We start from the raw sequence: 24,772 nt of genomic DNA on the forward strand, positions 1-24,772 counted from the left end.
GATGCGGAACATCCCGGAAAATCGGGAGATTCCAGGTTATCGCGAGTTGCCCTCTCCCCCGGCCTCGGTGAGGTCGGCGGTGAGTGCCGCCCATTCTCGCGGCAGCTCGGCGGCGAGCGCGGCCAGCGGCGCGCGCGCCTTGGTCGCGACCTCGGCAGCCTCGGCATCGGGGCGGGAGAGCCAGGTGATGCCGCCGCCGGCTCCGACGTAGGCGCCGTCGCGCTCGACCACGATCGAGCGGATCACCATCGCCAGATCGACCCTGCCGTCCAGACCGACGTGCCCGAAGCATCCCGCGTACACCCCGCGGGGCGCAGCCTCGAGCCTGTTGAGGATGCTCATCGCCGACAGCTTCGGCGCGCCCGTCATACTGCCGGCGGGGAAGGTGGCGTCGCACAGCTCTCCGAAGCGGATGCCGTCGCGCAGTCGCACGCTCACCGCGCTGACCAGTTGATGCACGGCCGGGTAGGTCTCCACCTGCCACAGCCGTCCCACGTTCAGCGTCCCCGGCACGCCGACGTGGGAAAGGTCGTTGCGCATCAGGTCGACGATCATGACGTTCTCAGCGCGCTCCTTCACATCCGTGCGCAGCTCCTCGGCGAGCCGCGCGTCCTCGACCGGATCCTGCGACCGGGGTCGCGTCCCCTTAATGGGGCTCGTCGACACGAAGCCACGGGACACGGCGAGGAACTGCTCGGGGCTCGCGCTGAGCAGGCTGCGGTCTCCGGCCCGCAGGTAGCCCCCGTGGTGCGCGGGCGTGGCCGCCCGCAGCCTGCGATAGGCGGAGAGCGGGTCAGCCGGCCGCGGCGCGCGGAAGCGGGTGGTGAGGCAGAGCTGGTACGCATCGCCGCGCCGGATCGCCTCCCGGCATTCCTCGATGAGCCCGGTGTACTCGCGCACGCCGTGCCGTGCGACAGCCGTCGACGTCGCCGGTACGGGCGGAGGAGGCGGCGCGGTGTCATCCGACAGGGCCGATCGCACCTGCGCCTGCCATGCCTCGGCGCTCGCCGGGTCGGCGAGCGTCCACAACCTGCGTCGCGCGTGATCGAGGGCGATCGCCCGATGCACCGCGATCCATGCGCCCTGCGGTTGCCGCTCCGCACGGGTCACGGGTGCTCCGGCGCGACCGGCCCCCGACTCGTAATCCAGCCAGCCCACCCATCCGCCCCGGAAGGGCACGGGAGATTCGGCCGCCGCGTCAACAGCCAGCGGCACCGCCCGCACGGCATCCGCATCGCTCTCGACCTCGCCCGCGCCGAGGATGCTCCAGCCGTCGGCCGCATCCGGACCGGCATCGAGCCAGAATGCCGCGTCGGTGTCGGCGAACAGACGCAGGAACAGGCTCTCGGCGTCCGTCCACCCGTCGAGCGGGAGAGCGGTCAGGGTCGCGGGAGATGACACGATTCTCAGCGTACGACCCGCATCGGGCTCGTAAGCTCGTGGCGTGAACGACTTCGTGCTGTGGGCCATCGAACTGGTGCAGTCGGTCGATCCCGTCCTGCGCACGGTGCTCGCTGGCATCGCGATCATGCTCGAGACGAGCATCCTGATCGGGCTGGTCGTTCCCGGGGACACGGTCGTGCTGGTCGCTTCGATCGGCGTGTCCGGGTGGGTCGAGGGCGTCGTGCTCGGGGCCGTCGTCGTCGTCGGGGCCCTGATCGGGGAATCGATCGGGTTCTGGCTCGGCAGATGGATAGGCCCGCACATCCGCACGTCATGGCTGGGCAGACGCATCGGCGAGGCGCACTGGGCGCGCTCCGAGCGCTACCTGCGCCGTCGTGGCGGGATCGCCATCTTCCTCTCCCGCTTCCTCCCCGTGCTGCACTCGCTCGTGCCGCTGACCGTCGGCATGAGCGGGTTCGCCTACCGGAGGTTCCTGGCCTGGACCTTCCCCGCGTGCGTGCTGTGGACCTCGATCTACGTGGGTGTCGCGTCCGTGATGGCAGGCAACTACAAGGAGCTGTCGCAGACGGTGCACTACGCGGGCTATCTTTTCGTCGGCGTGATCGTGCTGCTGCTGATCGCCGTGCTGGTGGCGAAGAAGGTCATTGCCAAGCGCGAGGAGCGGCATATGACCGAGGAGAGCCCGCACGACGCGTGAGCCTCGGCGTGGAACCGTGAAAGACTGAAGGAGATGTCCCCAGCCTCAGCGGCCAAGATCCACTGGTTCGCTCGACTCGAGCACCGTTTCCACGTCTGGCGCGAACGCCGCGCCCGCAGGCGAGGGCGTTCGGCGACCGCGGTGCCGTTTCCCGGCTACGGTGGCTCCGACTGGGTGCGCGTGGTGGGCCGTGTGCTGATCGTGCCGCCCCCGCCCAAGCGCGCGCGAGGCGAACGAGCCGGTGTGCGCGGCTGGCGCTCGTTCGTCGGCATCCCGGTCAGCTTCGCCTCGGCCCGCGTCGAGATCGGCGGCCGTGTGCACGAGGTCGTGGCCGATCGCGGCGGCGTGATCGACACGGTCGTCGAAGCCCACCTGGAGCCGGGCTGGCAGACGTTCACCATGTCGGTGGAGGGGCAGGAACCGGTCGAGGCGAGCGTGTTCGTCGTCGGGGATGACGTGCGCTTCGGCGTCGTGTGCGACGTGGACGACACCGTGATGGTCACCGCCCTGCCGCGCCCGTTCATCGCGGCGTGGAACTCGTTCGTGCTCGATGAGCACGCCCGCACGCCGGTACCGGGGATGGCTGTGCTGCTGGAGCAGCTGCGACGGGATCACCCCGGCGCGCCCGTGATCTACCTGTCGACAGGGGCGTGGAACATCGCGCCGACCCTGCGCCGCTTCCTCAGTCGGCACCTGTTCCCCGCCGGCGCCATGCTGCTCACCGACTGGGGTCCGACCCATGACCGCTGGTTCCGCAGCGGACGCGAGCACAAGACGCGCAATCTGCGCCGGCTCGCGCAGGAGTTCCCCGAGGTGCGCTGGCTGCTCATCGGAGACGACGGGCAGCATGACGAGGCGATCTACTCCCAGTTCCTCGAAGAGCATCCATCCTCGGTGGCCGGCATCGCGATCCGCCGGCTGCTCCCTGCGGAGGCCATGCTCGCGGGCGGTCGGGCCACAGCACCTCACGACGAGAACGCCGTGCCGTGGGTGAGCGCCGAGGACGGCGCCGGACTGCGCGACCGACTCGGCGACGTCGGCATCCTCGACGCGGGCTCATGATCGCCTCGCCCGCCGCATGCCTCCCGCGAGCGGATTGGCTCGAGCGGGCCGAGCGCCATGCGCAGCGTGCCGACGCGCTGACGGCGGCGCATCGCGAACGCGCCGCCCGCGGCCAGAAGCACCCTGTCTGGGACTTCCTCTTCACCTATTACTCGTACAAGCCGGCGCAGCTGCGCCGCTGGCATCCCGGTGCCGGCGTGACCCTCGAAGATGCCGCGGAGCGGACGGGCTGGCGCTGGTACTCCCCCGCAGCGCGCCCCGTTGACCTCTTCCCGGACGCAAGGGCGTTCGCCGACGACAAACCCGATCTCGCCCGGCTCGTGGAGCGGATGCTGCGCCGCACCGCGTCACGACCGGGGCAGTTCGGGTGCTTCGGCCTGCACGAGTGGGCGATGGTCTACCGCGCCGACGAGCATCGGCATCCGGTTCCGCTGAGGCTGGGACAGGCGGGAACGGATGCGGTCGTCGAGGCGCACGAGCTGCGCTGCACCCACTTCGACGCGTTCCGGTTCTTCACCCCGGAGGCCGTGCCCCGCAACCGGCTCGCGCCCACCAGGGAGACTCAGCCGACGCTGGAACAACCGGGCTGCCTGCACGCCGGCATGGATCTGTACAAGTGGGCGATGAAGCTCGGCCCGCTCATTCCCGGGGAGATGCTGCTGGACGCCTTCGAGCTCGCGCGCGACATCCGCCTGCTCGATATGGAGGCGGCACCGTACGATCTGTCGGCGTGGGGCGTGCGGCCGGTGCCGATCGAGACTCCCGAGGGCAAGGCGGAGTACGTGCGACGACAGCGCGGCTTCGCAGAGCGCGGCGCGGCGATGCGCGAGCGGATGCTGCGCGCCTGGCTCGGCGCATCAGTCTCAGCCTGAGCCCCCACTAGGGTTGCCTGGGAGGGGAGGACGAGTGAGTTCGAGGGCAGAGCCGTCTTCGCGTGCGCGTGCGCGGATCCGTGCGTTCAGCGCCGGGTACACGCTGGTGGCCCTGGTGCTGATCGCGCTCATCGCGTGGCCCTTGCTCACCTCGGCAGCCGACGGATACCGCCCCGGACCCGGTGGCATCGTCACCTCGGACGACTACTACGACCCCTGGGACGACCCTGAGCCGACCGCCGCCTCCGCGGAGGGCGACACCTGGACCGGTCACGGCCAGCAGTACATCCCTCTCACCAGCCTGACGCCGGGCGAGCCGCTGCTGTTCACCTACCTCGACGACGAGACCCCGATCTCCGCGGTGTTCCTCAGTGAGCGCGGCGCTGCGAGCGAGGATCTCGCACCGGCCGAGTTCAGCGACTATTCCACCGAACCGTTCCACCTGCTTCCCACCTCCTCGGAGATGACGGTGTGGCTGCGTGCGAGGACCGCTGACGAATGGCGCGTGCGCATCGAGCCGGCCGACCTCGAAGAGCGTGCAGGAATCGTGTCGGGCAGCGGATCCACCTCCTTCCTCTACACCGGCACGGCGACCGCGGCTCGGGTGACGGCTCGCGGCGAGTACACGGTGCGGCTGCACATCACGACGGGCGAGGGTCACGACCCGGAGTACCGCACCTTCCAGGACTCCTCGTCGACGGTCGCCTGGCCGGACAGCCCCGCCGTGGTCTTCTCCGTCGACAGCTACGACGACTCCACCAGCTGGTCGATCGAGTTCTTCGAACCGGCTCCGACCGCCTCGCCGACGCCCAGCGCCGACGCCTCGACACCCGAGGGGGATGCGGATGAGTGACCCGGCACTGCACCGCATCGGCGTCTTCTCCCGCGCCGCCTGGGGCGTTGGCGCGCTCGGTGTCATGGTCGCCGCCTTCTTCGTCGTCCCCCAGGTCGCGCTGGTCGACGGCGCACTCCACGTAGACCCCGGGCAGGGGCTCGTCGCCGATCGCGTCTACCCGTACTACGAGGAGGACCCCGTGCGGCTCGAACTCGTCGACGGACGGCTCAGCGGCGACGAACGCGGTGGCTGGCTCCCCTTCCCCGCTGACTCCGAACCGCTGGCGTTTCGCATGACGCATGAGCACGACGACTACGTCAACGTGTTCCAGACCGCCGACGCGGCGTCGTTCGAACTCGGCCAGGATCGTCCCGAGAATCTCGAGGCTCTCTGGGATCCGGACGATGTCGTGTACGCGACGCCCGCGCTCACGGACGGCAGGCTCTGGTTCTCGGCCGGCACGGAGAGCTGGGATCTGGTGGCCGAGCCGGTCGAGAGCACGCCGCTCGTCGACGGCGCCGCCAACGGTTCCGGTGATGCCCTGCTCTCGTACCGCGGCGACGCGCTCAGCGCGCGATTCTCCCATTCCGGGCCGGGGTTCCTCCGGGTGACGCTGTACGCGCCGGAACTCGAGTACGCCGCAGACCCGGCGGTCAACGACGTCGATGACTTCAGCACCCGCGCCTCCTGGCGCGCGCCGGGTACGGTGCTGTTCAGGATCGAATCGACCGGCGGCGAATGGTCCGTCGACGTGGACGAATGAAAGGGATGGCATGACGTTCGCCCAGACGCTCGACGAGGCCTTCAAGGCCCGCCTGCCGCTGCTGTACCTGGAGACCGGCGAGGAGGTACGCGCCATCGAAGCGGTGACGCAGGCCGCCGCCGCCCAGCGGCATCCTCGTCCGGTGTGGACGTGGACCAGCGCGCTCGGCCTGATCGACCCCGACGGCAAGAGCGTCGCGAACACCGCCAACCCCGCGCGGGCGCTCTCGCACATCGCAGGAGTGCCGGACGCCGGCGTCTTCGTCTTCTGCGATCTGCACGCCTACTTCGGCTCCGAGCATCGCCAGGGCGAGCCGCTCGTCGTCCGAACCGCGCGCGAGACGGCGCTGGACTTCCGCCACGGCGACGCTTCCAGGGTGCTTGTTCTCATCTCGCCCGTGCGCACCATCCCGCCTGAGCTGAGCGAGCTCACGCATCTGCTGGAGTTCCCGCTGCCGGACCCGGCAGAGATCCGCGAACTGCTCGACACCATGATCGAGCGCAACTCGTCGGGGCCTGGGCGGATCCGCATCGACGCCGACGACGACGTTCGAGACCAGCTGGTGCACGCCGCGCTCGGCCTGTCGATGGCCGAGGCGGAGAACGCGTTCGCTCGCGCCATGGTGAACGACGGCTCCCTCGGCGCGGCAGACGTCCACGTCATCCTGGACGAGAAGGGGCAGATCGTCCGCAAGTCCGGCCTGCTCGAGTTCATGGACGCCGGCATCGACCTCGACGACGTCGGCGGGCTGAACAACCTCAAGCGCTGGCTCTCGCGTCGTAGCGGCTCGTGGCTCAGCGGGGCCAAGGAGTACGGCCTGCCCGACCCCAAGGGCGTCCTGATCACCGGCGTGCCGGGATGCGGCAAGTCGCTGACAGCGAAGGCGACCGCAGCATCATGGGGACTGCCACTGCTGCGCCTCGACATCGGCCGCATCTTCTCGGGACTGGTCGGCTCCAGCGAGCAGAACCTGCGCACGGCGATCGCGACAGCCGAGGCCGTCGCACCGTGCATCCTGTGGGTGGACGAGATCGAGAAGGGCTTCTCCAACACCACCGGCAACGGCGACTCCGGCACCTCCGCGCGCGTGTTCGGCACGTTCCTGACCTGGATGCAGGAGAAGAAGCGGTCGGTCTTCGTCGTGGCGACAGCCAACAACATCGACGCGCTGCCGCCGGAGTTCCTGCGTAAGGGACGCTTCGATGAGATCTTCTTCGTGGACCTGCCCACGGCCGTCGAGCGCGAGGTGATCTGGCGGCTGCAGCTGGAGGCGAACGCGTCGGATGCGAACGGGCTGCGCGCCGTCGCGCAGGACCCGGATGCGATCGCCGAGCTCGTGCGGCGCACCGAGAACCACTCCGGAGCGGAGATCGAGCAGGCCGTCGTCGCCGCACTGTTCGAGGGATACAGCCTGGGCCGTCCGGTGGACCGCGGCGTACTGGAGCAGGTGGTCGAATCCACCATCCCGCTTGCCGTGACGCAGGCCGAGGAGGTGCGGCGCATCCGCGATTGGGCTTCCGAGCGCGCGGTGCGTGCGACCGGGTCGGAGGATCTGGACCCGATCGAGACCGGCGCCGAAGCGACGGGCGGACTGTCGTCGCGCCGCGGCGGCCGTACGGTCGACTACTGAGGGCCCCTGAGATCGGAGGAGAAACGTGCAGAAGCAGCTGATCGTCAACCTGCGCCCCGACGGCTCGGTCGCAGCAGAGACACTGGGTATGACCGGCGACGAGTGCCTGGCCTACATCTCGGCGCTCGAGGATCTTCTCGACGCCACCACGACGTCCTCGGCGTACACCGCCGATCACGCGGGGATCGCCACCGATGCCAAGGCGCAGCTCCTCGACGAGGAGCGCCGCATATGAAGGTGCACGCCGAAGCGGCGGGCATCTCCGTACCCAGCCTTCTGGGGTCGTGCCCTCCTCCGCACGCGGACGGTCCTCTGAGGTGGTCGCGCTTCCTCCCCGCGACCGACGCGGAAGGGCCGGGCCGCCGCGCCGCGGTCTGGGTGCAGGGCTGCCGCGTGAGATGCCCCGGATGCTTCAACCCGCAGATGTGGGCGGAACGCGGCGGCGAGCGCTCGGATGCCGCCGAGATCGGCGCCCGCTGGGCGGCCGAGGCCGCCGCTGCCGGATCGACGGGTCTGACGCTGCTCGGCGGAGAGCCCTTCGATCAAGCGGCGCCGCTCGCCGCTGTCGCGAGGGCGTTCCGCGATGCCGGTATGACCGTGATGGCGTTCAGCGGGTACACGCTGGGGTCGCTCACGGCGTGGGCGGGCGAGCGGACGGATCTCGCCGAGCTGCTCGAGCACACCGACCTGCTCTGCGACGGCCCCTACCTGCGCGAGCATCCCGAGACCCGTCGCCCCTGGATCGGCTCCGCGAACCAGAGCATCCGCGCTCTGAGCCCCGCCCACGCCGACGAGGTGCGCCGCATCTCCGCATCCGGAGGCGCCGACACCGTGGAGGTGCGCATCGCGCCCGACGGAACGGTGAGCGTCAACGGCTGGGCATCCGACGCCGCCCTGGCGGCATTGTTCGACGACCTCGGCGTGCGCGCCGACCGACCCCGGGAGCGTGCCGCATGAGCGTTTCGCTGATCCTGATCCCTGCCGCCCTCGCAATCGCCGGCGTCGTCGGCGGCGCGGGCGCAGTCGGGATCGCCTCGCAGACGGATCGACAGGCGTACGCCCCGGCGGGACCGGGCGGTGCCGCATCGGTCGCCGTGCAGACGCGGATGCGGGATGCCGCGCTGCTGAGTGCCGCGCTGCGCGAGCTCGGCGCCTCGGCTGTCGACCTGCAGGGCGACGAGCTGTCGGCGGTGGTCGGCGACCTCGCACTGACGATGACGCGCGACGCGGACGGCATCTGGGCGGCACGCATCACCGGTGCCGACGGTCGCGAGGCCGTCCTCGCGGAGGCCGAGGAGCTGATCGGCCGTGTGGACGCCGCGTACGCCGGGCAGGTGCAGCGCGCGGTGGCCGCGCGGATCCGCGAGCGCGCCGACGACGCCGGCTTCGAGCTTCTGTCGGAGTCGCGCGAGGACGACGACAGCGTGACCATGGTGCTCTCGGTGCGGGACCAGCGATGACGGATCCCCGCAGAGCCGTGCCTGGCATCGGGTGGATGCTGCTGATGAGCACCTGGATGATCTCGACCGTCATCCCGGGTTCGCTCTTCGGCTGGCTGGGATTCCTCAGCATCGGGATCATCGGTCGGATGCGGCGCTGGGTGGTGGTCGGCGTCGCGCTCGGGGTCGCCGCGATCGTGGCGACCCTTCCGCTGTGGGGGCAGTGGCAGCCGATGGTCGCAGCGATCGTCTACCTCGGTGGGATGCTGCTCGCGCTGGCCGCGAATCCGTCGTGGCTGCGCGCGATGTGGACACGATCGCAGGTGGCGGTCGGTGCGGCATCGGTGAAGGCGCCGGTGAACGCGCCGCCCGCTCGAACGACCGGCCGAAGCACCGACGGGCGCTCCCGCGGTGGCCGGCGGCGCAACGACACGACCGCATCGCGTGACAGCGGCCCCACGCGAGCCGCCGTCGACACCACGGTCGACAGCGAGGCCGAACGCCTCGCCGATCGCGCGGGAGCGTCGACTGCAGCGTACTTCGCTGCCGCCGAGACGCCCGCGGCGGGGCCGGTGGACGTGAACGCGGCCGATGCCGCTGCGCTCGCAGACCTCCCTGGCATCACCCGCGCCCGCGCGCGCAGCCTGGTCAAGCAGCGCGAGCGACAGGGCGGGTTCGTCTCGCTGGACGCGTTCGCCACCGCTGCCGGACTGCAGCCTCACGAGCTGGTCCGACTGCGGGCGGCAGCCGTGTGCTCCCCGCCTGCGCGAGGCCGGCGTCGGTTCGGCCGCCGCGTCGACTACTGAGCCGGCGGTCAGTCCGTTGAATCGGCGGAGAGCTGCAGCCGCAGGCGCATGACGCGCTCGGCGGCGTCCCCGAGCCGTGCGGCGGGGAGCCGACCGTCGTCGACCGCTCGGGCGATGGCCGTGGCCATCGCGTGCGCGGTGTCCGGCGTCGAGCCCGCGATCATCAGCACCATGTCGTTGCCCGCCGCGATCGCCGCGACCGCGTTCGCAACAGGATCGCCGTAGGCGGCTCCCGAGGAGCTCAGCATGCCCAGGTCATCGGTGATCAGCACTCCCTCGAAGCCGAGCTCTTCGCGGGCGATCTCATGCCACCGAGACGAGAGGGACGCCGGCGCGGCGTCGACCGCTGTGTATGCGAGGTGCCCGAACATCAGCAGCTCCGCGCCTGCCTCGATGCCGGCGATGAACGGTCGCGCATCGCTCTCACGCCAGTGCTCGAGGCTCATCGGCGTCGACGGGATGGCGTGGTGCGAGTCTCCCGGTGCGGCACCGTGCCCCGGAAAATGCTTCAGCGTCGAGAACACGACGCCCTTCTCGCCCGTCACAGCAGCGCGCACACGATCCGCGGCCGCTGCCTGGTCGGCGCCCAGTGCGCGCGACGCGATGAAGGAGGAGGCGTCGGCGGGCACATCGGCGACGATCCCGAAGTTCACGTTGGCGCCGACGTCGGCCACGAGCGATGCCCGCTCGGCGAACGACGCACGAGCCGCCTGCGCATCGGAGGACTGCAGGCTGCGACCGGCGGGCAGGTCGTCCCACGGCAGTCGGGAGACCACGCCGCCCTCCTGGTCGATGGCGATCAGCGGCGGCAGAGCGGAATCCAGCGTCAATGCGGCCGTCACCGACCGCACCTGGGCGGCGTCGCCGCTGATGTTCGCTCCCATGAGAATGAATCCGCCCAGCGGTGCTCCGTCCGGGCCCGACGCCATGTAGTCGCGCAGCGCGGCCGGGTCGGTGGTGGGTACATGTCCCATGACCACGCTGGCCGCCTGCTCGGCGGTGGTCATGCCCTCGACCGCCGCTTCGGCCGGGTCCCGGGTCGGCGTGACCGTCGGGCTCGGAGAGGCGCCGGCCGTGGCGGTCGGCGACGGCGGGCTCGTGTGCGGCGGCGTGCAGCCCGCCAGAGCCGCCATCAGGAGTGTGACGACGACGATTCCTCGCACGGCTGCACGCATGACTCGACCCTACGCGCATCGGCCACTCAGCGGATCACGGGGCCGGCGCGGCACTCCACGCCGGCATCAGCGTCCTCTCGAGCTGTTCCCGCACGCCTTTGGCGGCCGACCGCCCGGCGCGGTTGGCGCCGATGGTGCTCGCCGACGGGCCGTACCCGACCAGCTGGATGCGCGGGTCGGCGACCGCTGTCGTTCCCCGGCCGTTCCGGTCGAGTCGGATGCCGCCTTCATGGCTTCTCAGATGAAGCGGCGCGAGATGCGCGATCGCCGGCCGGAACCCGGTGGCCCAGAGAATCACGTCCACCCGTTCGAACGAACCGTCCGCCCAGCGGACGCCATCGGGCTCGATCCGCTCGAACATCGGACGTCGAGCCGCATAGGCGCCGAGTCTCTCGGCCTCCCGCTCCTGCGGGCGCAGCATCAGGCCGGTCACACTCACGACGCTCTCGGGCGGCAGCCCCTGCGCGACGCGCTGCTCGACCAGCGCCACGGCCGCCGCGCCCGCTTCGGGTGTGAACTCGTCGGTGCGCCACACCGGCGGGCGACGGGTCACCCAGATCGTCTCTGTGATCGGTGCGAGAGCGCCGAGGAACTGCACCGCCGAGGCGCCGCCGCCCACGACGAGCACCCGCTTGCCCACGAAGTGGCCGGGGCCGGGATAATGCGCCGTGTGCAGCTGCTCCCCGAGGAAGGTCTCCATTCCGGGGTAATGCGGCAGGAAAGGTCGCGTCCACGTGCCAGTGGCGTTCACGAGCGTTCGTGTGCGCCACTGCCCCGCATCGGCGTCGACGACGAGGATGCCGTCGTCATCGGCGACGCTGCGCACCACAACGGGTCTGATCACGGGCAGATCGTGCGTGTGCTCGTAGCTGTCGAAGTAGTGCGGTACGACCAGGTTTGCGCGCTGTGTCGTGCGCGCCGGGGGCATGTCGCCCGGCAGCTCCGCGACACCGTGCACATCCCGCATCGTCAGGGCGTCCCAGCGGTGCTGCCACGCTCCGCCCGGTCGCCCGTTCGCGTCGAGTACCACGTGCTCGACACCGAGCCGCTTCAGGTGGTACGACGACGACAGGCCCGCCTGACCGGCACCGATCACCAAGCTCTCGAGGATGCTCACATGCCATCTCAACGCCGTGGGATGCACGGATGTTCCGCGGCGGATACCCTGGAGGCGCAAGCAGACCGCGGGACGACCCGTCGGTGAGATCGTGCGCGGGGACGACCCCGCAGATTCGGACACCGCCCGTGCGCACTACTTCCCCGCTTCTCAGTCGCGTCGTGACCCGCTCCGCGTTGCTGCGCCTCGTGCTCGGCTGGGGGTCGTTCCTCGCCGTGCTGCTCGCCGCTCCGCTGCTCCACTCCCCTCTGCCGGCTTGGGCGCTGTGGACGCTTCTCGCCGGCATCGTCGCGGTGATCGTGATGTGCGCCTTCGGCGTCGTGATCGAGGCCGAGCAACTCGCCCACCGCCTCGGTGACCCGTACGGCACGCTCGTGCTGACCCTATCGATCGTGCTGATCGAGGTGATCCTCATCTCGGCCGTCATGCTCGGGCCAGGCGAGCACGCGACGATCGCCCGGGATTCGGTGATGGCCGTCGCGATGATCATCCTGAACCTCGTTATCGGCGCAGCGCTGGTCGTCGCCGGGCTGCGGCATCCGAAGGCTCGCGCGAATCGAACCGGAGTCTCCTCGTACATCGCCGTGCTGCTCGTGCTGCTGGCGGTCGCGTTCGCCCTGCCCGGCCTGATCGGAGCCGGAGGCGGCTACGCGCCGGGCCAGGCGATTCCCCTCGTCGTGCTCACCCTGGCGTTCTACGCGTTCTTCCTGTGGCGCCAGACCGGCGCGCAGCGCGGCGACTTCGTAGAGGAGGCGCCTGCCGCCTCGGCCGGCGCTCCGACGACCGGCGACACGCACCCGCCGTTCCGCGAGGTCTGGTCCAGGCATCGCCCCGAGCTGGTGCTCAGAACCGCCCTTCTCGTCGCCACCGTGCTTCCCATCGTGCTGCTCTCGCACGACATGGCGACCCTGCTCGACGATGGCCTCGAGCGGGCAGGCGCTCCTGTGGCGCTATCGGGGGTCCTGATCGCGATGATCGTGTTCCTGCCTGAGACGATCACGGCCGTGAGGGCGGCGTACGGCGGTGAGATGCAGCGGGTGAGCAACCTCTGCCACGGCGCGCTGGTCTCGACGGTGGGGCTCACCATCCCGGCCGTGCTGACCATCGGGCTGCTGACCGGCCAGCCGGTCGTGCTGGCGGGGAGCCCTGCGAATCTGATGCTGCTCGGCGTCACGATGCTGCTGACGATCGCCTCGTTCTCAGGGCGGCGGGTGAACGCCCTGCACGGCGCCGCCCACCTGCTCGTGTTCGTGCTGTACGGCATGGTCGTGCTCGCCTGAGCGAACCGACGTCCCGAGACGACGAAACCCCCGCGACGCTTCGCGGGGGTTTTTCGGTGGACCTGAGGGGACTCGAACCCCTGACCCCCTGCATGCCATGCAGGTGCGCTACCAGCTGCGCCACAGGCCCCGATGCTGTCACCGTGACAACTCCATCAGCTTACTACACGGCTTGAGAACGGCGCGAATCGGGCCCGACCCTCCGGGCGTGTCATGACATTCGCGTGCACTGACTAGTGTGCCGCTAGCGGGCCGGGCGTGCGCCGTCAACCCGCTCCGGCCGCGACCTGCCCGGGGGTATGGTCTCGACATCCCCAGCGAGAGGAACGGCGATGTCGAACCCCACCCCCAACTACCTGCCGGAAGACCCCGACGCCGCGGCCGAGGACGACCTCGTCACGCGCGAAGTGGACGGAGAGACTGTGCTCGACCCGGATGCCGACGACGATCTGATCGACAGTGCCGAAGCCGACCGGCTGGCCGCGGGTGCCGACGACGAAGCCGACATCGGTGAGGTGCCGGCAGGCGGGGCGGGAGCGGACAGCGGCGCCGCCGACGCCGTGCAAGTCGACCCCGACGACGAAGCAGAGATCCCGGACATCTCCGAGACGAACGACGAGCCAGGCGTCGGAACCCGACGACCGGAGTAGTGCGGCGGGGCTACTCCCCCGGCGCCGTGGCCGGAAGGTCGATCGGAACGACGGGGCAGTCCTTCCAGAGCCGTTCCAGCCCGTAGTACACGCGTTCCTCGGAGTGGAACACGTGCACGATGAGGTCGCCGAAGTCGAGGAGCACCCAGCGCGCCTCGGCGCGCCCTTCGCGACGCACGCGCTTGTGGCCCGCCTCGATGAGCTTGTCCTCGATCTCATCGGCGATGGCGGCGACGTTTCGCTCGCTGCTGCCGGTGACGAGCAGGAAGATGTCGACGAGCGGGAGCGGCTCCGAGACGTTCAGGGCGACGAGATCCTCGCCGCCCTTCGAGTCGGCCGCTGCTGCGGCGATCTGGAGCATCTCGACAGCGGATTCAGGTGATTGCATCATCCAAAGAGGTTCGTGGTGAAGGCGATGATGAGCACGGTGGCCAGCGCGAGCGCGAGGCCTCCGGCGATGACCGCGAGGGTGAGCATGAGCTTGTTGCCCTTCTCCGGCGCAGGCGGGCGGATGACCTCGCCTGCGGGCTTCGAAGTGCTGACCGCGGAGCTGGCCGCGATCGGGGTCGGCGATGACGCCGGTGCGAGCTCGCCATCGATGAGTACAGCGTCGACGTCTTTGCCGTCGGCAGCGCCCAGCGCATGTCCGCGCGAGCCCAGCCCTTCCGGCAGCTCGTACGTGCCCGTGATCAGCAGCTCACCGGTGGACGCGACCGGCCCGGAGAGCGAGCCGACACCAGGAGTGTGCGTGAAGATCAGGGCGTTCGAAGCGGTGTGGTGCGAGCCGGCCGAGTCGCCCTCCAGGATGGCGTCGAACAGCGGCGGGAAGGGCTGAGCGGAGTCAGAGCCCTTGACACCGAGCCCGAATGCGGCGCCCACTTTCGGTCGCTCCTCAGACTCGGCCCCGGCGACCGGCGCCTCGTCCGTCTCATCCGACGCGGTCTCATCGTCCGCGGGTTCCTCGAGGATGGGCTCCTCGCCGTGAGGGGCGTCATCCACGACGTCTTCATCGTCCGAGCCCGCCGCATCCGGATGCGTCTGAAAGAGGTGGCTCACCGGCGCGGCCGCTTCCGGCTCGTCGGTCTCGTTCGCATCACCCTCTTCCGAGACGCCGGTGGTCTCTGTCGGCACGGCGACGGGTGCGGTGTCGACGGCGGCCTCGTCGGGCGCCGGCGAGTCGAACCGCGGCACCTCCGAGACGATCTGCGGCTTCTCGTCCACTGCGGGGGCGTCGGCGTTCGAGGCGTCAGCGGATTCCGGGGCCGCCAGCTCCTGCGAATCCGCACCGGATTCACCGTCATCGGCGGGCTCGTCGGTGACGGGCACCGAGCCGGTGCGGGTGCGCTCCTGCTCACGTGCCTGCCTGCGCGTCAGGGGGGTGCCATCGGCCTCTTCCTGCGCCGGTTCAGGGGCTGGCTCGACGATGATCGGCTCGGCGGCGCGAGGCAGCACGGGCGCCGGCTGGGCGGCGTTCGCGGCCTCCTCCTCGCTGATGACCGGCGTCGAACCGGTCAGTCGGAGCTCACGCAGCTGCTTGCGCGTCAGCTGCCTGTTTCCGTCCTGATCCGATGTGCTCATGCCTTGCTCCGATACAGATGATGCTTCGCGATGTACTGGACGACTCCGTCGGGAACGAGATACCACACGGGTTCCCCGTCGGAGACCCTCTCCCGGCAATCGGTCGACGAGATCGTGAGAGCCGGCACCTCGAGCTGGCTCACGTCCTCCGTGGGGAGACCGTCGGTGCTCAGCACGTGTCCAGGGCGGGAGACTGCGACGAAGTGGGCGAGGTCCCACAGTTCATCATGGTCCCTCCAACTGAGAATCTGCGCCACGGCATCCGCGCCGGTGATGAAGAAGAGCTCGGCGCCGGGTCGCTCGCGCTTCAGATCGCGCAGCGTGTCGATCGTGTACGTGGGCCCGTCGCGGTCGATGTCGACGCGACTCACAGTGAAGCGGGGGTTCGAGGCGGTCGCGATCACCGTCATGAGATAGCGGTGCTCGCTGGGCGACACCTGCTGTTTGTGCCAGGGCTGTCCGGTGGGCACGAAGACGACCTCGTCGAGGTCGAAGGAGTGCGCGACCTCGCTGGCAGCGACCAGGTGCCCATGGTGGATGGGGTCGAACGTACCGCCCATCACGCCGATGCGCGGTGCCCGTGAATCATGCATGCGCGCCTTAGTGGCCGTGTCCGTCCCTGCCGTGCTTCTCGGCCCAGGCCTCGGCCTTGGCCGAGTGACGGTTGGCGACGTTGCGGTACGACAGGGTCACCAGCCCCAGTGCAGCGAAGACGACCGCCGCGATGATGCCGTAGATCACCGTCTCTGCGGCCACATTCCCGTGGTGCTCCGCCTCGGCTGCTGCCATCGCGATGTGTGCGACGAGGTTCATCCTGTCTCCGTTCCTAAAGCAAACGCCTGTCCATTCTAGACCTCAGCCGCGGATCTGCCCGGCTCCCCGCGCCAGCCATTTGGTGCTGGTCAGCTCGGCGAGCCCCATCGGCCCCCGCGTGTGCAGCTTCTGGGTCGAGATCCCCACCTCGGCGCCGAAACCGAACTCGGCGCCATCGGTGAAACGCGTCGAGGCGTTGGCCATGACGACGGCCGAGTCGACCTCGGCCAGGAACCTCTCCGCGTTGCGGGAATCGGTCGTGATGATCGACTCGGTGTGCCCGGTGCTGTACCGCCGGATGTGCTCGAGGGCGTCGTCGAGCGTGTCGACCACCTTCATGGCGATGTCCATGCTGAGGTACTCGGTCGACCAGTCCTCCTCGGTCGCCGGGATGACATTCGGGACCAGTCCCGCCACCATGTCATCTCCGTGGATCGCGACGCCCTCGCTCTGCAGAGCACTGGCCACCACCGGAATCAGCAGTGGTGCCGCCTGGCGGAGGACGAGCACCGTCTCGACCGCGTTGCACACGCTCGGACGCTGCACCTTGGCGTTCACGACGATGTCGCGAGCCCAGTCCTGCGGGGCGGACTCGTCGAGCACGATGTGCACGACTCCGGCGCCGGTCTCGATCACCGGCACCGTGGATTCCGTCACCACTGTCTCGATCAGGGCGGCGCTGCCTCGAGGCACGAGGACGTCGACGAATCCGCGGCCATGCATGAGCGCCCTGGCGCCGTCGCGACCGAAGTCGTCCACCGTCTGGATCACCTCCGCGGTGACGCCGGCGCGGTCCAGCGCCTCTCGCATCACCTCGACGAGGACGGTGTTCGACTCGCGCGCCGCACTGCCTCCCCTGAGCACCACGGCGTTTCCGGCTCGGAGGGCGAGGGCTGCGATATCCACGGTGACGTTCGGGCGCGCTTCGTAGATTGCTCCGACGACGCCGAAGGGGACCCGCACCTGTTCGAGCGCGACGCCGTTCGGCATCCGGTGCCCACCGACCACCTGGCCGATGGGGTCGGGCAGCAGCGCCACATCCCGCACGGCGGATGCCAGCGCCGCGATGCGCTTCTCGTCGAGGCGCAGCCGGTCGATCAGGCCCTCGCCGATGCCATCGCGACGGCCGCGTTCGACGTCCTCCTCATTGGCTGAGATGATGCGCGAGGCGGCATGCTCGATGCCGGCGGCGATCGCCTCAAGGGCATCGGCCTTGCCTCCGCTGGTGAGCTGCCCCACGATGCGGGACGCTTCCTTCGCGCGTGCAAGGCGGTCCTGCGCGGTGTCCGCGGGGGCATCGGTGGCGGTGCTCATCCGGTCAGTGTATCGGCGCCGGATGCTTCGCGAGGCCGCTGTTTCCTCGTGGGCGAAGCGGAAGTTCAGTCCTGCACGCGTGGTTCGAACCAGGTGCCGATCTCGACGCCCTCGAGCGCTTTCGAGACGAGATCGGCGCTGGTCACCAGCACGCCGATACCGGAAGCCGCCGCCATCCGCGCGGCCGACACCTTCGTCGCGGCGCCGCCCGTGCCGACGCTGTTCACCACCGTCGCCCCGAACTCCAGGCCGGCCAGGTCTGCATCGGCGGGGATGATGTCGATCGGCTCGGCAGACGGGTCCGTCGGGGGCTTCGTGTAGAGCGACTCGATGTCGCTGAGCAGGACCAGCGCGTCGGCGTTCAGAAGCTGAGCCACGAGGGCCGCCAAGCGATCATTGTCGCCGAAGCGGATCTCCTGGGTGGCCACCGTGTCGTTCTCATTCACGATCGGCAGGATGCGCAGCGACAGGAGTCGTTCCATCGCTCGGCGGGCGTTGCTGCGCGATGTGGGGTTCTCGAGGTCACCAGTTGTCAGGAGCACCTGCCCCGCGACGATGGAGAACGGTCGCAGCGCCTCCTGGTAGCGGAACACGAGCACGTTCTGTCCGACCGCGGCCGCCGCCTGCTGGGTGGCGAGATCAGTCGGACGCGCGTCGAGTGCCAGGAAGGGGATGCCTGTGGCGATCGCTCCCGAGGAGACGAGGATGATCTCGGCCCCACGACGATGCGCGCTCGAGAGGGCCTGCACGATCATGGGGATCCGCCAGGAGGACTCTCCGCTGATCGACGACGAGCCGACCTTGACGACGATCCGCTCGGCGGTGGCGAGCTCGGCCCTGGTCCGCGCGGTCATTCCTCGTCCTCGCGGGATGCCCGGCGCTGCGCCTCCAGTTCCTCGCGTGCGGCCGCCTTCGCGTCCATCCGCTCGTAGTACTGCTCGCGGCGCTGGCTCGTCGTGCGGCGCGTGCTGCGGTCGAAACGCGCATCCGTTCCGCGAGGCGCGGTGACCAGCTCCGCCGCCGATGTGATCGAGGGCTCCCAGTCGAACACGATGCCGTCGCCAGGTCCGATCATCACGGTGGAGCCGGCGGTCGCTCCCGCCCGGAACAGCGCGTCCTCGACCCCGAGACGTTCGAGCCGCTCGGCGAGGTAGCCGATGGCCTCTTCGTTCTGGAAGTCGGTCTGCTGCACCCAGCGCTCGGGCTTCTCACCCAGGATGCGGTAGAAGTTGCCGTAGCTGCCGCCCTCGAGACGCACGGTGAACTCGGCCTTCGAGCCCTTCGGGCGGATCACGATGCGCTCACGCGGCGCCTCCGCCGCTACCTCGACGCGATGCTCTTCGACGATCTCGGCCAGCGCGAAGCTCAGCGCCCGCAGCCCCTCGTGCGACACGGTGGAGATCTCGAAGACGCGGAAGCCGCGGGCCTCGATGTCAGGGCGCACCAGCTCGGCCAGGTCACGAGCCTCGGGCACGTCGACCTTGTTCAGCGCCACCAGCTGCGGGCGCTCGAGCAGCGGAAGCTGCCCCTCCGGCACCTCGTACGCGGCGAGTTCGGCGAGGATCACGTCCAGGTCGCTCAGCGGGTCACGGCCCGGTTCGAGGGTCGCGCAGTCCAGCACGTGCAGCAGCGCGGTGCACCGCTCCACATGGCGCAGGAACTCCAGGCCGAGGCCCTTGCCCTCACTGGCGCCCTCGATGAGGCCGGGGACATCGGCGACGGTGTACCGGCTGTCACCCGCCTGCACGACGCCGAGGTTCGGGTGCAGCGTGGTGAACGGGTAGTCGGCGATCTTCGGCCGTGCGGCGGACATGGCCGCGATCAGGCTCGATTTGCCCGCGGACGGATACCCGACCAGCGCGACGTCGGCGACGGTCTTGAGCTCGAGGACCACATCGCCCTCGAATCCGGGCGTCCCGAGCAGCGCGAAACCGGGTGCCTTGCGCTTCGGTGACGCGAGCGCCGCGTTCCCGAGCCCGCCACGCCCGCCGGGCGCGACGACGAAACGCTCGCCCGGGACGACCATGTCGCGCAGCACTTCGCCGTCGACGCCCTTAACCACGGTGCCGACGGGCACCGGTAGCTCGAGCGTCTCGCCTGCGGCTCCCGCGCGCAGATCGCCCATGCCGAATCCGCCGTTTCCGCCGTGTCGGTGCGGGGAATGGTGGTACGACAGCAACGTCGTGACCTGGGGGTCGGCGACGAGCACGACGTCACCGCCGTCGCCGCCGTTTCCGCCGTCGGGTCCGCCGAGCGGCTTGAACTTCTCACGGCGCACCGAGACGCAGCCGTTGCCGCCCTTGCCCGCACGCAGATGCAGGGTGACGGTGTCGACGAACGTGACCATGACGGTACCTCCTGAGGTTCGTGCCGGGTGGAAATGCACGGACGGGGCGGGCCGAAGCCCGCCCCGTCCGAGGAAGTGCGTCGCGCTTACTGCGCGGCTGCGACGATGTTGACGACCTTGCGGCCGCCCTTCGCGCCGAACTCGACCGAGCCTGCGGCGAGGGCGAACAGGGTGTCGTCGCCGCCACGGCCGACGTTCACGCCGGGGTGGAAGTGCGTGCCGCGCTGACGGACGAGGATCTCGCCGGCGTTGACGGTCTGGCCGCCGAAGCGCTTCACGCCGAGTCGCTGTGCGTTGGAGTCACGACCGTTGCGTGTCGAGCTCGCGCCCTTCTTGTGTGCCATTGTTCAGCCTCTTCCGTGCTTACTTGATGCCGGTGATCTTGACGCGCGTGAGCTCCTGGCGGTGGCCCTGACGCTTCTTGTAACCGGTCTTGTTCTTGTACTTCTGGATGATGATCTTCGGGCCGCGGAGGTCGCCGATAACCTCGGCGGTGACCTTGACCTTCGCCAGCTTGTCGGCGTCGGTGGTCACCGTGGTGCCGTCGACGAGAAGCACGGCGGGAAGCTCGATCTTCTCGCCCTGGGCAGCCTGAACACGGTCGAGCTGAACGATCGTGCCGACCTCGACCTTCTCCTGCCGGCCACCGGCGCGCACTACTGCGTAAACCACTTCATACCTGTTTCGTTGGGGAGCACTTCGACTCCGGGAATCTCACGGGAAGACTGTTGCTTGCGTACGTCGCGCTGCGACGGATGCGGACGCAAGACTTGTCCTGAGCGACTGGGAAAGCCGACAGGGGTCGCGCACCAAAGGACAACTTTACCGGAACCGCGGCGATGCCGCAAAGTGAGCCCGTCGCGCGCCGCCGTCCTAAGCTCGGCGACATGACCGTACTCGTCGACGATCCCATCTGGCCGGCGCACGGACGGCTGTGGTCGCACCTGATCAGCGATCAGAGCCTCGACGAGCTGCACGCCTTCGCGGCGGCGCAGGGCGTTCCCGCACGCGCGTTCGATCGCGACCACTACGACGTGCCCGAGGAGTCACTGACGAAGCTCCTTGCCGCCGGCGCTGTGCACGTCGGCGGCAAGGAGCTGGTCAGAAGGCTGATCGCGTCAGGACTGCGCGTCCCCGCCCGCGATCGGCGCTGAGGTCTCCGGCCGCACCATGGGAGTGCCGGTCAGGGCTGCTGTGCTGACGCGGCGGCGGTTGCGGCCCTGACCCGGTGCCTTGGGCTCGGGGAGCGCGTCGAGCACCGAGTCGAGAAGCTGCTCCGCCTCGGTCTTCGGCGCCTTGCGATCCGAGCCGCGCTTCTTGCGGGCCTTCTTCGGGCGCTCCGCCGGTTCGACGGCCGCGGGTTCTGCGGTCTCCTGCTGCGGCTCGCCGTTGGAGACGATCGTCGACGCCGCGATCTGGGCGAGCGCCGACTTCGCGCCCTCGGTGATGCTGTGCGTGCCGCCGTTCACCATGGCGGGCGCCTGCTGTTGCGGCGCGGGCGCCGACTGGCCGCCGCGCGAGCGCCGCCCCTGACCGCCGCCGTTCGACGCGCCTCCACGGTGCTTGACCACGGGGTCGTGATGCACGATGACACCGCGGCCGGCGCAGACCTCGCACGGTTCGCTGAACGTCTCCAGCAGGCCGAGGCCGAGCTTCTTGCGCGTCATCTGCACGAGGCCGAGAGAGGTGACCTCGGCGACCTGGTGCTTGGTGCGGTCACGGCTGAGGCACTCGATGAGCCGGCGCAGCACGAGGTCGCGGTTCGACTCGAGAACCATGTCGATGAAGTCGACGACGATGATGCCGCCGATGTCGCGCAGGCGCAGCTGGCGGACGATCTCCTCTGCGGCCTCGAGGTTGTTCTTGGTGACGGTCTCCTCGAGGTTGCCGCCGGATCCGACGAACTTGCCGGTGTTGACGTCGACGACCGTCATCGCCTCGGTGCGGTCGATCACCAGCGATCCGCCCGACGGCAGCCAGACCTTGCGGTCGAGGGCCTTCTCGATCTGCTCGGTGACCCGGAACGCGTCGAATGGATCGATGTCGTCGGTGTACGACTCGACGCGCTCGAGCAGGTCGGGCGCGACACCCTCGAGATAGGCGCGGATCGTGGTCTGCGCGTCATCGCCCTGGATCAGCATCTTCGTGAAGTCCTCGTTGAAGACGTCGCGCACGATCTTGACCAGCAGGTCGGGTTCGGCGTGCAGCAGCGCGGGTGCCTGCTGGTTCTGCACCTGCTTCTGGATGTGCTCCCACTGCGCGGTGAGGCGCTGCACGTCCCGCGTGAGCTGCTCCTCGGTCGCCCCCTCGGCTGCGGTGCGCACGATGACGCCGGATGACTCGGGAAGCACCTCCTTGAGGATGCGCTTCAGCCGCGCGCGCTCGTTGTCGGGGAGCTTGCGCGAGATGCCGTTCATCGAGCCGTTCGGCACGTACACGAGGTAGCGCCCTGGCAGCGAGATCTGGCTGGTGAGGCGCGCACCCTTGTGTCCGACCGGGTCTTTGGTGACCTGCACCAGCACCCGGTCGCCGGGCTTGAGTGCGAGCTCGATGCGACGCGGCTGATTGCCCGTCTCGACCGAGTCCCAGTCGACCTCGCCTGAGTACAGCACGGCGTTGCGGCCTCGCCCGATGTCGACGAACGCGGCCTCCATGCTGGGCAGGACGTTCTGGACGCGGCCGAGGTAGACGTTGCCGATCAGCGATGCGTCCTGATTGCGTGCCACGTAGTGCTCGACGAGCACGTTGTCCTCGAGCACACCGATCTGGGTGCGCCCGTTCTTGGCACGCACGACCATCATCCGGTCGACGGCCTCGCGGCGCGCCAAGAACTCGGCCTCGGTGACCACCGGACGACGGCGGCCCGCGTCGCGACCGTCACGGCGGCGCTGCTTCTTGGCCTCGAGTCGCGTGGAACCCTTGATCGCCTTTGGCTCCGTGATGTACTCCACGTGGCGCTGACGCTGACGGGGCTCATCGCGGCCCTCATCACCGTCTGCTCCCCCGCGGCGACGGCGTCCGCGGCGGGCGCCCCGCTCGTCGTCCTCGTCCTGGTCGTCGCGCGTGCGTGCCGGCAGCGGGGTGATCTCCGGAGCGTGGAAGTGCAGCTGCGTCGAGACCCTGGAGACGAACACTTCCGGCAGCAGGCCGAGGCTCACCGCCGTCACCGGCTGCGGCTCGGACGGCGCTGCCTGCTGCTCGGGGGCTGCCGGCTGCTCGGGCGCGGCCGGCTGCTCCGGCGCGGCAGAGGCGGCCCCGGCGTCGGGTGATGCCTCGGGCGCGGCCTGGGAGTCAGCGGCGGTCTCCGTCTCGGACGCCCCGTCCTCGGTAACGGATGCCGCGGTGCCGGATGCCTCGGTGCCGGAGCCGGCAGTCTCCCCCGTCTCAGATCCAGCGGCACTCGTGGTCGAAGGTGCGACGTCCTCGGCGAGTGCGTCACCTGCTTCCACAGCCGGCGCCACGGACGCATCGGCTGCCGCATCCGTCAGCGCGGCCTCGGCATCCGTGTCGGCGTGCTCCGTGGAAGCGGGCTCGGCGCTCTGCGCGGCGGCGTCCTCGGCTACCGGCTGCGCCGGAGTCTCGTCGAGGTCGGGGGTGTTGTTGTCATTGCTCTCATCGGCCATCTCTGGCTTACTCCCTGCGCGGGCACTGGGTGCGCCGCGGAAACTCGTGCGGCGAAACTGCGGCCGCGAACTCAATCGGCATGCGGTCTGCGCTGTGGCGATGACCGCGTGGGGCGACTCGCCCCGAAGTCTTGTCGATGCGGCCGCGACTGCTCGCGACGCCATCTGAAGCCATTATCGCACCTATCGGCGCGCCGCGTGGCATTCCCGCTCAACGGGCACGGCGGGGCTCACGCCCGCCGCATAGCCAGCGCTGGGATAATCGCGCCATGACCGCGCAGCGCAACCGGCACATCGGCTACGGAATATGGCTCATCGTGGCGAGCCTCGTCGGCTGGTGGGCGGCTTTCCAGCTCACGCTGGAGAAGTTCTTCCTGCTCGAGAATCCGGGTGAGCTGACCAACTGCTACGTGAGCGTGCTGCTGCAGTGCGACCGCAACCTGGGCTCGTGGCAGGGCGAGGTGTTCGGCTTTCCCAACCCGCTGATCGGGGTAACCGGGTGGATGGCGGTGCTGGTGATGGGGGTCGCGGTGATCGCCGGTGTGCGATTCCCGCGCTGGTTCTGGGCGCTCTTCGGCGTCGGCATCGCCGGCGCGTTCGCCTTCGTCTGCTGGCTGATCGGGCAGAGCGTCTTCGTCCTGAACACGCTGTGCCCGTGGTGCATGGTCACGTGGGCGGTCACGATCCCGACATTCATCTCGACGGCAGTGCACCTCGTGCGCAACGGAACGCTCACCACCTCCCCGCGTGCGAAGGAGCGCGCAGGCCGTCTGGTGGTGTGGATCCCGCTGATGACGATCGTCGCCTACGCGATCGTGATCGCGATCGTCCAGCTCGCCGGCCTCGACCTGCTCGGCGAACTGGTGGGGATGGTCTTCTGACTGCGATCCCCTGAACGCGAAGGCGGGCTCCTCGATAGGAATCGAGGAGCCCGCCTTCGCGTTCAGGGTCAGCCGAACCAGATGCCGAGTTCGCGTGCTGCCGACTCCGGGCTGTCCGAACCGTGCACGAGGTTCTGCTGCACGGCCAGGCCCCAGTCGCGGCCGAAGTCACCGCGAATGGTGCCGGGTGCCGCCGTGGTCGGGTCGGTGGTGCCGGCGAGAGAGCGGAAGCCCTCGATGACGCGGTTGCCCGCCAGACGGATCGCCACCGACGGGCCCGACATCATGAACTCGAGGAGCGGCTCGTAGAACGGCTTGCCCTCGTGCTCGGCGTAGTGCGCGGCCAGCAGTTCGCGATCGGGCTCGACGAGACGGATGTCGACGAGCGCGTAGCCCTTCGCCTCGATGCGGGCGAGGATCGCGCCGGTGAGGCCTCGGGCGACGCCGTCGGGCTTGACCAGTACGAGGGTTTCTTCAGTGGCCATG

At 69.6% G+C, this 24,772-nt stretch carries 28 protein-coding genes and 1 tRNA gene; 14 read left to right on the plus strand and 15 right to left on the minus strand.

Annotated elements, in window-relative coordinates; translation table 11 throughout:
• Nucleotides 1–36: 36 nt before the first annotated feature.
• On the minus strand, nucleotides 37–1,401 hold the full coding sequence (locus RIN43_RS08870; protein ID WP_309128544.1) for an anthranilate synthase component I family protein: 1,365 nt from the start codon (nucleotides 1,399–1,401) through the stop codon (nucleotides 37–39).
• Nucleotides 1,402–1,444: 43 nt separating this feature from the next.
• Here RIN43_RS08870 and RIN43_RS08875 point away from each other — a divergent pair, with 43 nt between their 5' ends.
• Genes RIN43_RS08875 through RIN43_RS08920 form a run of 10 tightly spaced genes read left to right on the plus strand, consistent with a single transcriptional unit; the run spans nucleotide 1,445 to nucleotide 9,508 of the window.
• A complete protein-coding gene (locus tag RIN43_RS08875; RefSeq protein ID WP_309128545.1) occupies nucleotides 1,445–2,101 on the plus strand; it encodes a DedA family protein in 657 nt (218 codons plus the stop codon).
• Nucleotides 2,102–2,134: 33 nt separating this feature from the next.
• Nucleotides 2,135–3,163, plus strand: coding sequence for a phosphatase domain-containing protein (locus RIN43_RS08880; RefSeq protein ID WP_309128546.1), 1,029 nt, complete (start codon nucleotides 2,135–2,137; stop codon nucleotides 3,161–3,163).
• Nucleotides 3,160–4,035, plus strand: a complete 876-nt coding sequence (locus RIN43_RS08885; RefSeq protein ID WP_309128547.1) for a 3-methyladenine DNA glycosylase — start codon at nucleotides 3,160–3,162, stop codon at nucleotides 4,033–4,035. Before RIN43_RS08880 ends, RIN43_RS08885 begins: the two co-directional genes overlap by 4 nt.
• 34 nt (nucleotides 4,036–4,069) lie before the next feature.
• On the plus strand, nucleotides 4,070–4,888 hold the full coding sequence (locus RIN43_RS08890) for a hypothetical protein (RefSeq protein ID WP_309128548.1): 819 nt from the start codon (nucleotides 4,070–4,072) through the stop codon (nucleotides 4,886–4,888).
• Nucleotides 4,881–5,633 carry a hypothetical protein gene (locus RIN43_RS08895; RefSeq protein ID WP_309128549.1) on the plus strand — a complete coding sequence of 251 codons (753 nt, stop codon included), beginning with the start codon at nucleotides 4,881–4,883 and terminating at the stop codon, nucleotides 5,631–5,633. The genes RIN43_RS08890 and RIN43_RS08895 overlap by 8 nt, the downstream gene beginning before the upstream one ends.
• A gap of 10 nt (nucleotides 5,634–5,643) precedes the next feature.
• Entirely contained in the window at nucleotides 5,644–7,263 is a 1,620-nt protein-coding gene (locus tag RIN43_RS08900; RefSeq protein WP_309128550.1) for an AAA family ATPase, read from the plus strand.
• 25 nt (nucleotides 7,264–7,288) lie between these two features.
• Entirely contained in the window at nucleotides 7,289–7,498 is a 210-nt protein-coding gene (locus RIN43_RS08905; protein ID WP_309128551.1) for a DUF2997 domain-containing protein, read from the plus strand.
• Entirely contained in the window at nucleotides 7,495–8,220 is a 726-nt protein-coding gene (locus tag RIN43_RS08910) for a 4Fe-4S single cluster domain-containing protein (RefSeq protein ID WP_309128552.1), read from the plus strand. Before RIN43_RS08905 ends, RIN43_RS08910 begins: the two co-directional genes overlap by 4 nt.
• Nucleotides 8,217–8,723, plus strand: coding sequence for a hypothetical protein (locus RIN43_RS08915; protein WP_309128553.1), 507 nt, complete (start codon nucleotides 8,217–8,219; stop codon nucleotides 8,721–8,723). Before RIN43_RS08910 ends, RIN43_RS08915 begins: the two co-directional genes overlap by 4 nt.
• Nucleotides 8,720–9,508, plus strand: coding sequence for a helix-hairpin-helix domain-containing protein (locus RIN43_RS08920; RefSeq protein WP_309128554.1), 789 nt, complete (start codon nucleotides 8,720–8,722; stop codon nucleotides 9,506–9,508). Before RIN43_RS08915 ends, RIN43_RS08920 begins: the two co-directional genes overlap by 4 nt.
• Nucleotides 9,509–9,516: 8 nt before the next feature.
• Here RIN43_RS08920 and RIN43_RS08925 read toward each other — a convergent pair whose 3' ends face one another.
• The gene (locus RIN43_RS08925; protein WP_309128555.1) at nucleotides 9,517–10,683 is read right to left on the minus strand and encodes a glycoside hydrolase family 3 N-terminal domain-containing protein; all 1,167 of its coding nucleotides are present in this window, start codon (nucleotides 10,681–10,683) and stop codon (nucleotides 9,517–9,519) included.
• Nucleotides 10,684–10,717: 34 nt separating this feature from the next.
• Complete coding sequence (locus RIN43_RS08930) at nucleotides 10,718–11,800, minus strand: NAD(P)-binding domain-containing protein (protein ID WP_309128556.1); 1,083 nt, start codon at nucleotides 11,798–11,800, stop codon at nucleotides 10,718–10,720.
• A gap of 128 nt (nucleotides 11,801–11,928) precedes the next feature.
• Here RIN43_RS08930 and RIN43_RS08935 point away from each other — a divergent pair, with 128 nt between their 5' ends.
• Nucleotides 11,929–13,080 (plus strand): calcium:proton antiporter, encoded by a 1,152-nt coding sequence (locus RIN43_RS08935; RefSeq protein WP_309128557.1) that lies wholly within the window; start codon nucleotides 11,929–11,931, stop codon nucleotides 13,078–13,080.
• 57 nt (nucleotides 13,081–13,137) lie between these two features.
• On the opposite strand, the gene RIN43_RS08940 is transcribed toward RIN43_RS08935, so the two are convergent.
• A tRNA-Ala gene (locus RIN43_RS08940) sits at nucleotides 13,138–13,210 on the minus strand.
• A 202-nt stretch (nucleotides 13,211–13,412) separates the two neighbouring features.
• On the opposite strand from RIN43_RS08940, the gene RIN43_RS08945 reads away from it, so the two are divergent.
• On the plus strand, nucleotides 13,413–13,730 hold the full coding sequence (locus RIN43_RS08945; protein WP_309128558.1) for a hypothetical protein: 318 nt from the start codon (nucleotides 13,413–13,415) through the stop codon (nucleotides 13,728–13,730).
• A gap of 10 nt (nucleotides 13,731–13,740) precedes the next feature.
• Here the strand turns inward: RIN43_RS08945 and rsfS are convergent, their stop codons facing one another.
• The 9 genes from rsfS to rplU all read right to left on the minus strand — a co-directional run bounded on the left by rsfS (nucleotide 13,741) and on the right by rplU (nucleotide 20,454).
• Complete coding sequence (gene rsfS, locus RIN43_RS08950) at nucleotides 13,741–14,118, minus strand: ribosome silencing factor (protein WP_309128738.1); 378 nt, start codon at nucleotides 14,116–14,118, stop codon at nucleotides 13,741–13,743.
• Nucleotides 14,118–15,308, minus strand: coding sequence for a hypothetical protein (locus RIN43_RS08955; protein WP_309128559.1), 1,191 nt, complete (start codon nucleotides 15,306–15,308; stop codon nucleotides 14,118–14,120). Before RIN43_RS08955 ends, rsfS begins: the two co-directional genes overlap by 1 nt.
• Nucleotides 15,305–15,901, minus strand: a complete 597-nt coding sequence (gene nadD, locus RIN43_RS08960; protein ID WP_309128560.1) for a nicotinate-nucleotide adenylyltransferase — start codon at nucleotides 15,899–15,901, stop codon at nucleotides 15,305–15,307. Before nadD ends, RIN43_RS08955 begins: the two co-directional genes overlap by 4 nt.
• A gap of 7 nt (nucleotides 15,902–15,908) precedes the next feature.
• On the minus strand, nucleotides 15,909–16,121 hold the full coding sequence (locus RIN43_RS08965; protein WP_309128561.1) for a hypothetical protein: 213 nt from the start codon (nucleotides 16,119–16,121) through the stop codon (nucleotides 15,909–15,911).
• A 42-nt stretch (nucleotides 16,122–16,163) separates the two neighbouring features.
• Nucleotides 16,164–17,435 carry a glutamate-5-semialdehyde dehydrogenase gene (locus RIN43_RS08970; protein ID WP_309128562.1) on the minus strand — a complete coding sequence of 424 codons (1,272 nt, stop codon included), beginning with the start codon at nucleotides 17,433–17,435 and terminating at the stop codon, nucleotides 16,164–16,166.
• A 65-nt stretch (nucleotides 17,436–17,500) separates the two neighbouring features.
• Nucleotides 17,501–18,289 carry a glutamate 5-kinase gene (gene proB, locus RIN43_RS08975; RefSeq protein WP_309128563.1) on the minus strand — a complete coding sequence of 263 codons (789 nt, stop codon included), beginning with the start codon at nucleotides 18,287–18,289 and terminating at the stop codon, nucleotides 17,501–17,503.
• Nucleotides 18,286–19,782, minus strand: coding sequence for a GTPase ObgE (gene obgE, locus RIN43_RS08980; protein WP_309128564.1), 1,497 nt, complete (start codon nucleotides 19,780–19,782; stop codon nucleotides 18,286–18,288). The genes proB and obgE overlap by 4 nt, the downstream gene beginning before the upstream one ends.
• A gap of 86 nt (nucleotides 19,783–19,868) precedes the next feature.
• Nucleotides 19,869–20,126 carry a 50S ribosomal protein L27 gene (gene rpmA, locus RIN43_RS08985; RefSeq protein WP_309128565.1) on the minus strand — a complete coding sequence of 86 codons (258 nt, stop codon included), beginning with the start codon at nucleotides 20,124–20,126 and terminating at the stop codon, nucleotides 19,869–19,871.
• 19 nt (nucleotides 20,127–20,145) lie between these two features.
• Complete coding sequence (gene rplU, locus RIN43_RS08990) at nucleotides 20,146–20,454, minus strand: 50S ribosomal protein L21 (RefSeq protein WP_309128566.1); 309 nt, start codon at nucleotides 20,452–20,454, stop codon at nucleotides 20,146–20,148.
• Between the two features lie 215 nt (nucleotides 20,455–20,669).
• Between rplU and RIN43_RS08995 the strand changes: the two genes are divergently transcribed.
• A complete protein-coding gene (locus RIN43_RS08995; RefSeq protein ID WP_309128567.1) occupies nucleotides 20,670–20,936 on the plus strand; it encodes a DUF4031 domain-containing protein in 267 nt (88 codons plus the stop codon).
• Here RIN43_RS08995 and RIN43_RS09000 read toward each other — a convergent pair.
• On the minus strand, nucleotides 20,901–23,405 hold the full coding sequence (locus tag RIN43_RS09000) for an Rne/Rng family ribonuclease (RefSeq protein WP_309128568.1): 2,505 nt from the start codon (nucleotides 23,403–23,405) through the stop codon (nucleotides 20,901–20,903). The two genes, RIN43_RS08995 and RIN43_RS09000, sit on opposite strands and share 36 nt — an antisense overlap.
• Before the next feature lie 269 nt (nucleotides 23,406–23,674).
• Between RIN43_RS09000 and RIN43_RS09005 the strand changes: the two genes are divergently transcribed.
• Complete coding sequence (locus RIN43_RS09005; RefSeq protein ID WP_309128569.1) at nucleotides 23,675–24,286, plus strand: vitamin K epoxide reductase family protein; 612 nt, start codon at nucleotides 23,675–23,677, stop codon at nucleotides 24,284–24,286.
• A gap of 68 nt (nucleotides 24,287–24,354) precedes the next feature.
• Here RIN43_RS09005 and ndk read toward each other — a convergent pair whose 3' ends face one another.
• Nucleotides 24,355–24,771: a nucleoside-diphosphate kinase gene (ndk, locus tag RIN43_RS09010; protein WP_309128570.1), complete on the minus strand. Its 417-nt coding sequence runs from the start codon at nucleotides 24,769–24,771 to the stop codon at nucleotides 24,355–24,357.
• Nucleotide 24,772: the final 1 nt, after the last annotated feature.

Source organism: Microbacterium sp., from assembly GCF_031178445.1.
Classification (GTDB): Bacteria; Actinomycetota; Actinomycetes; order Actinomycetales; family Microbacteriaceae; genus Microbacterium.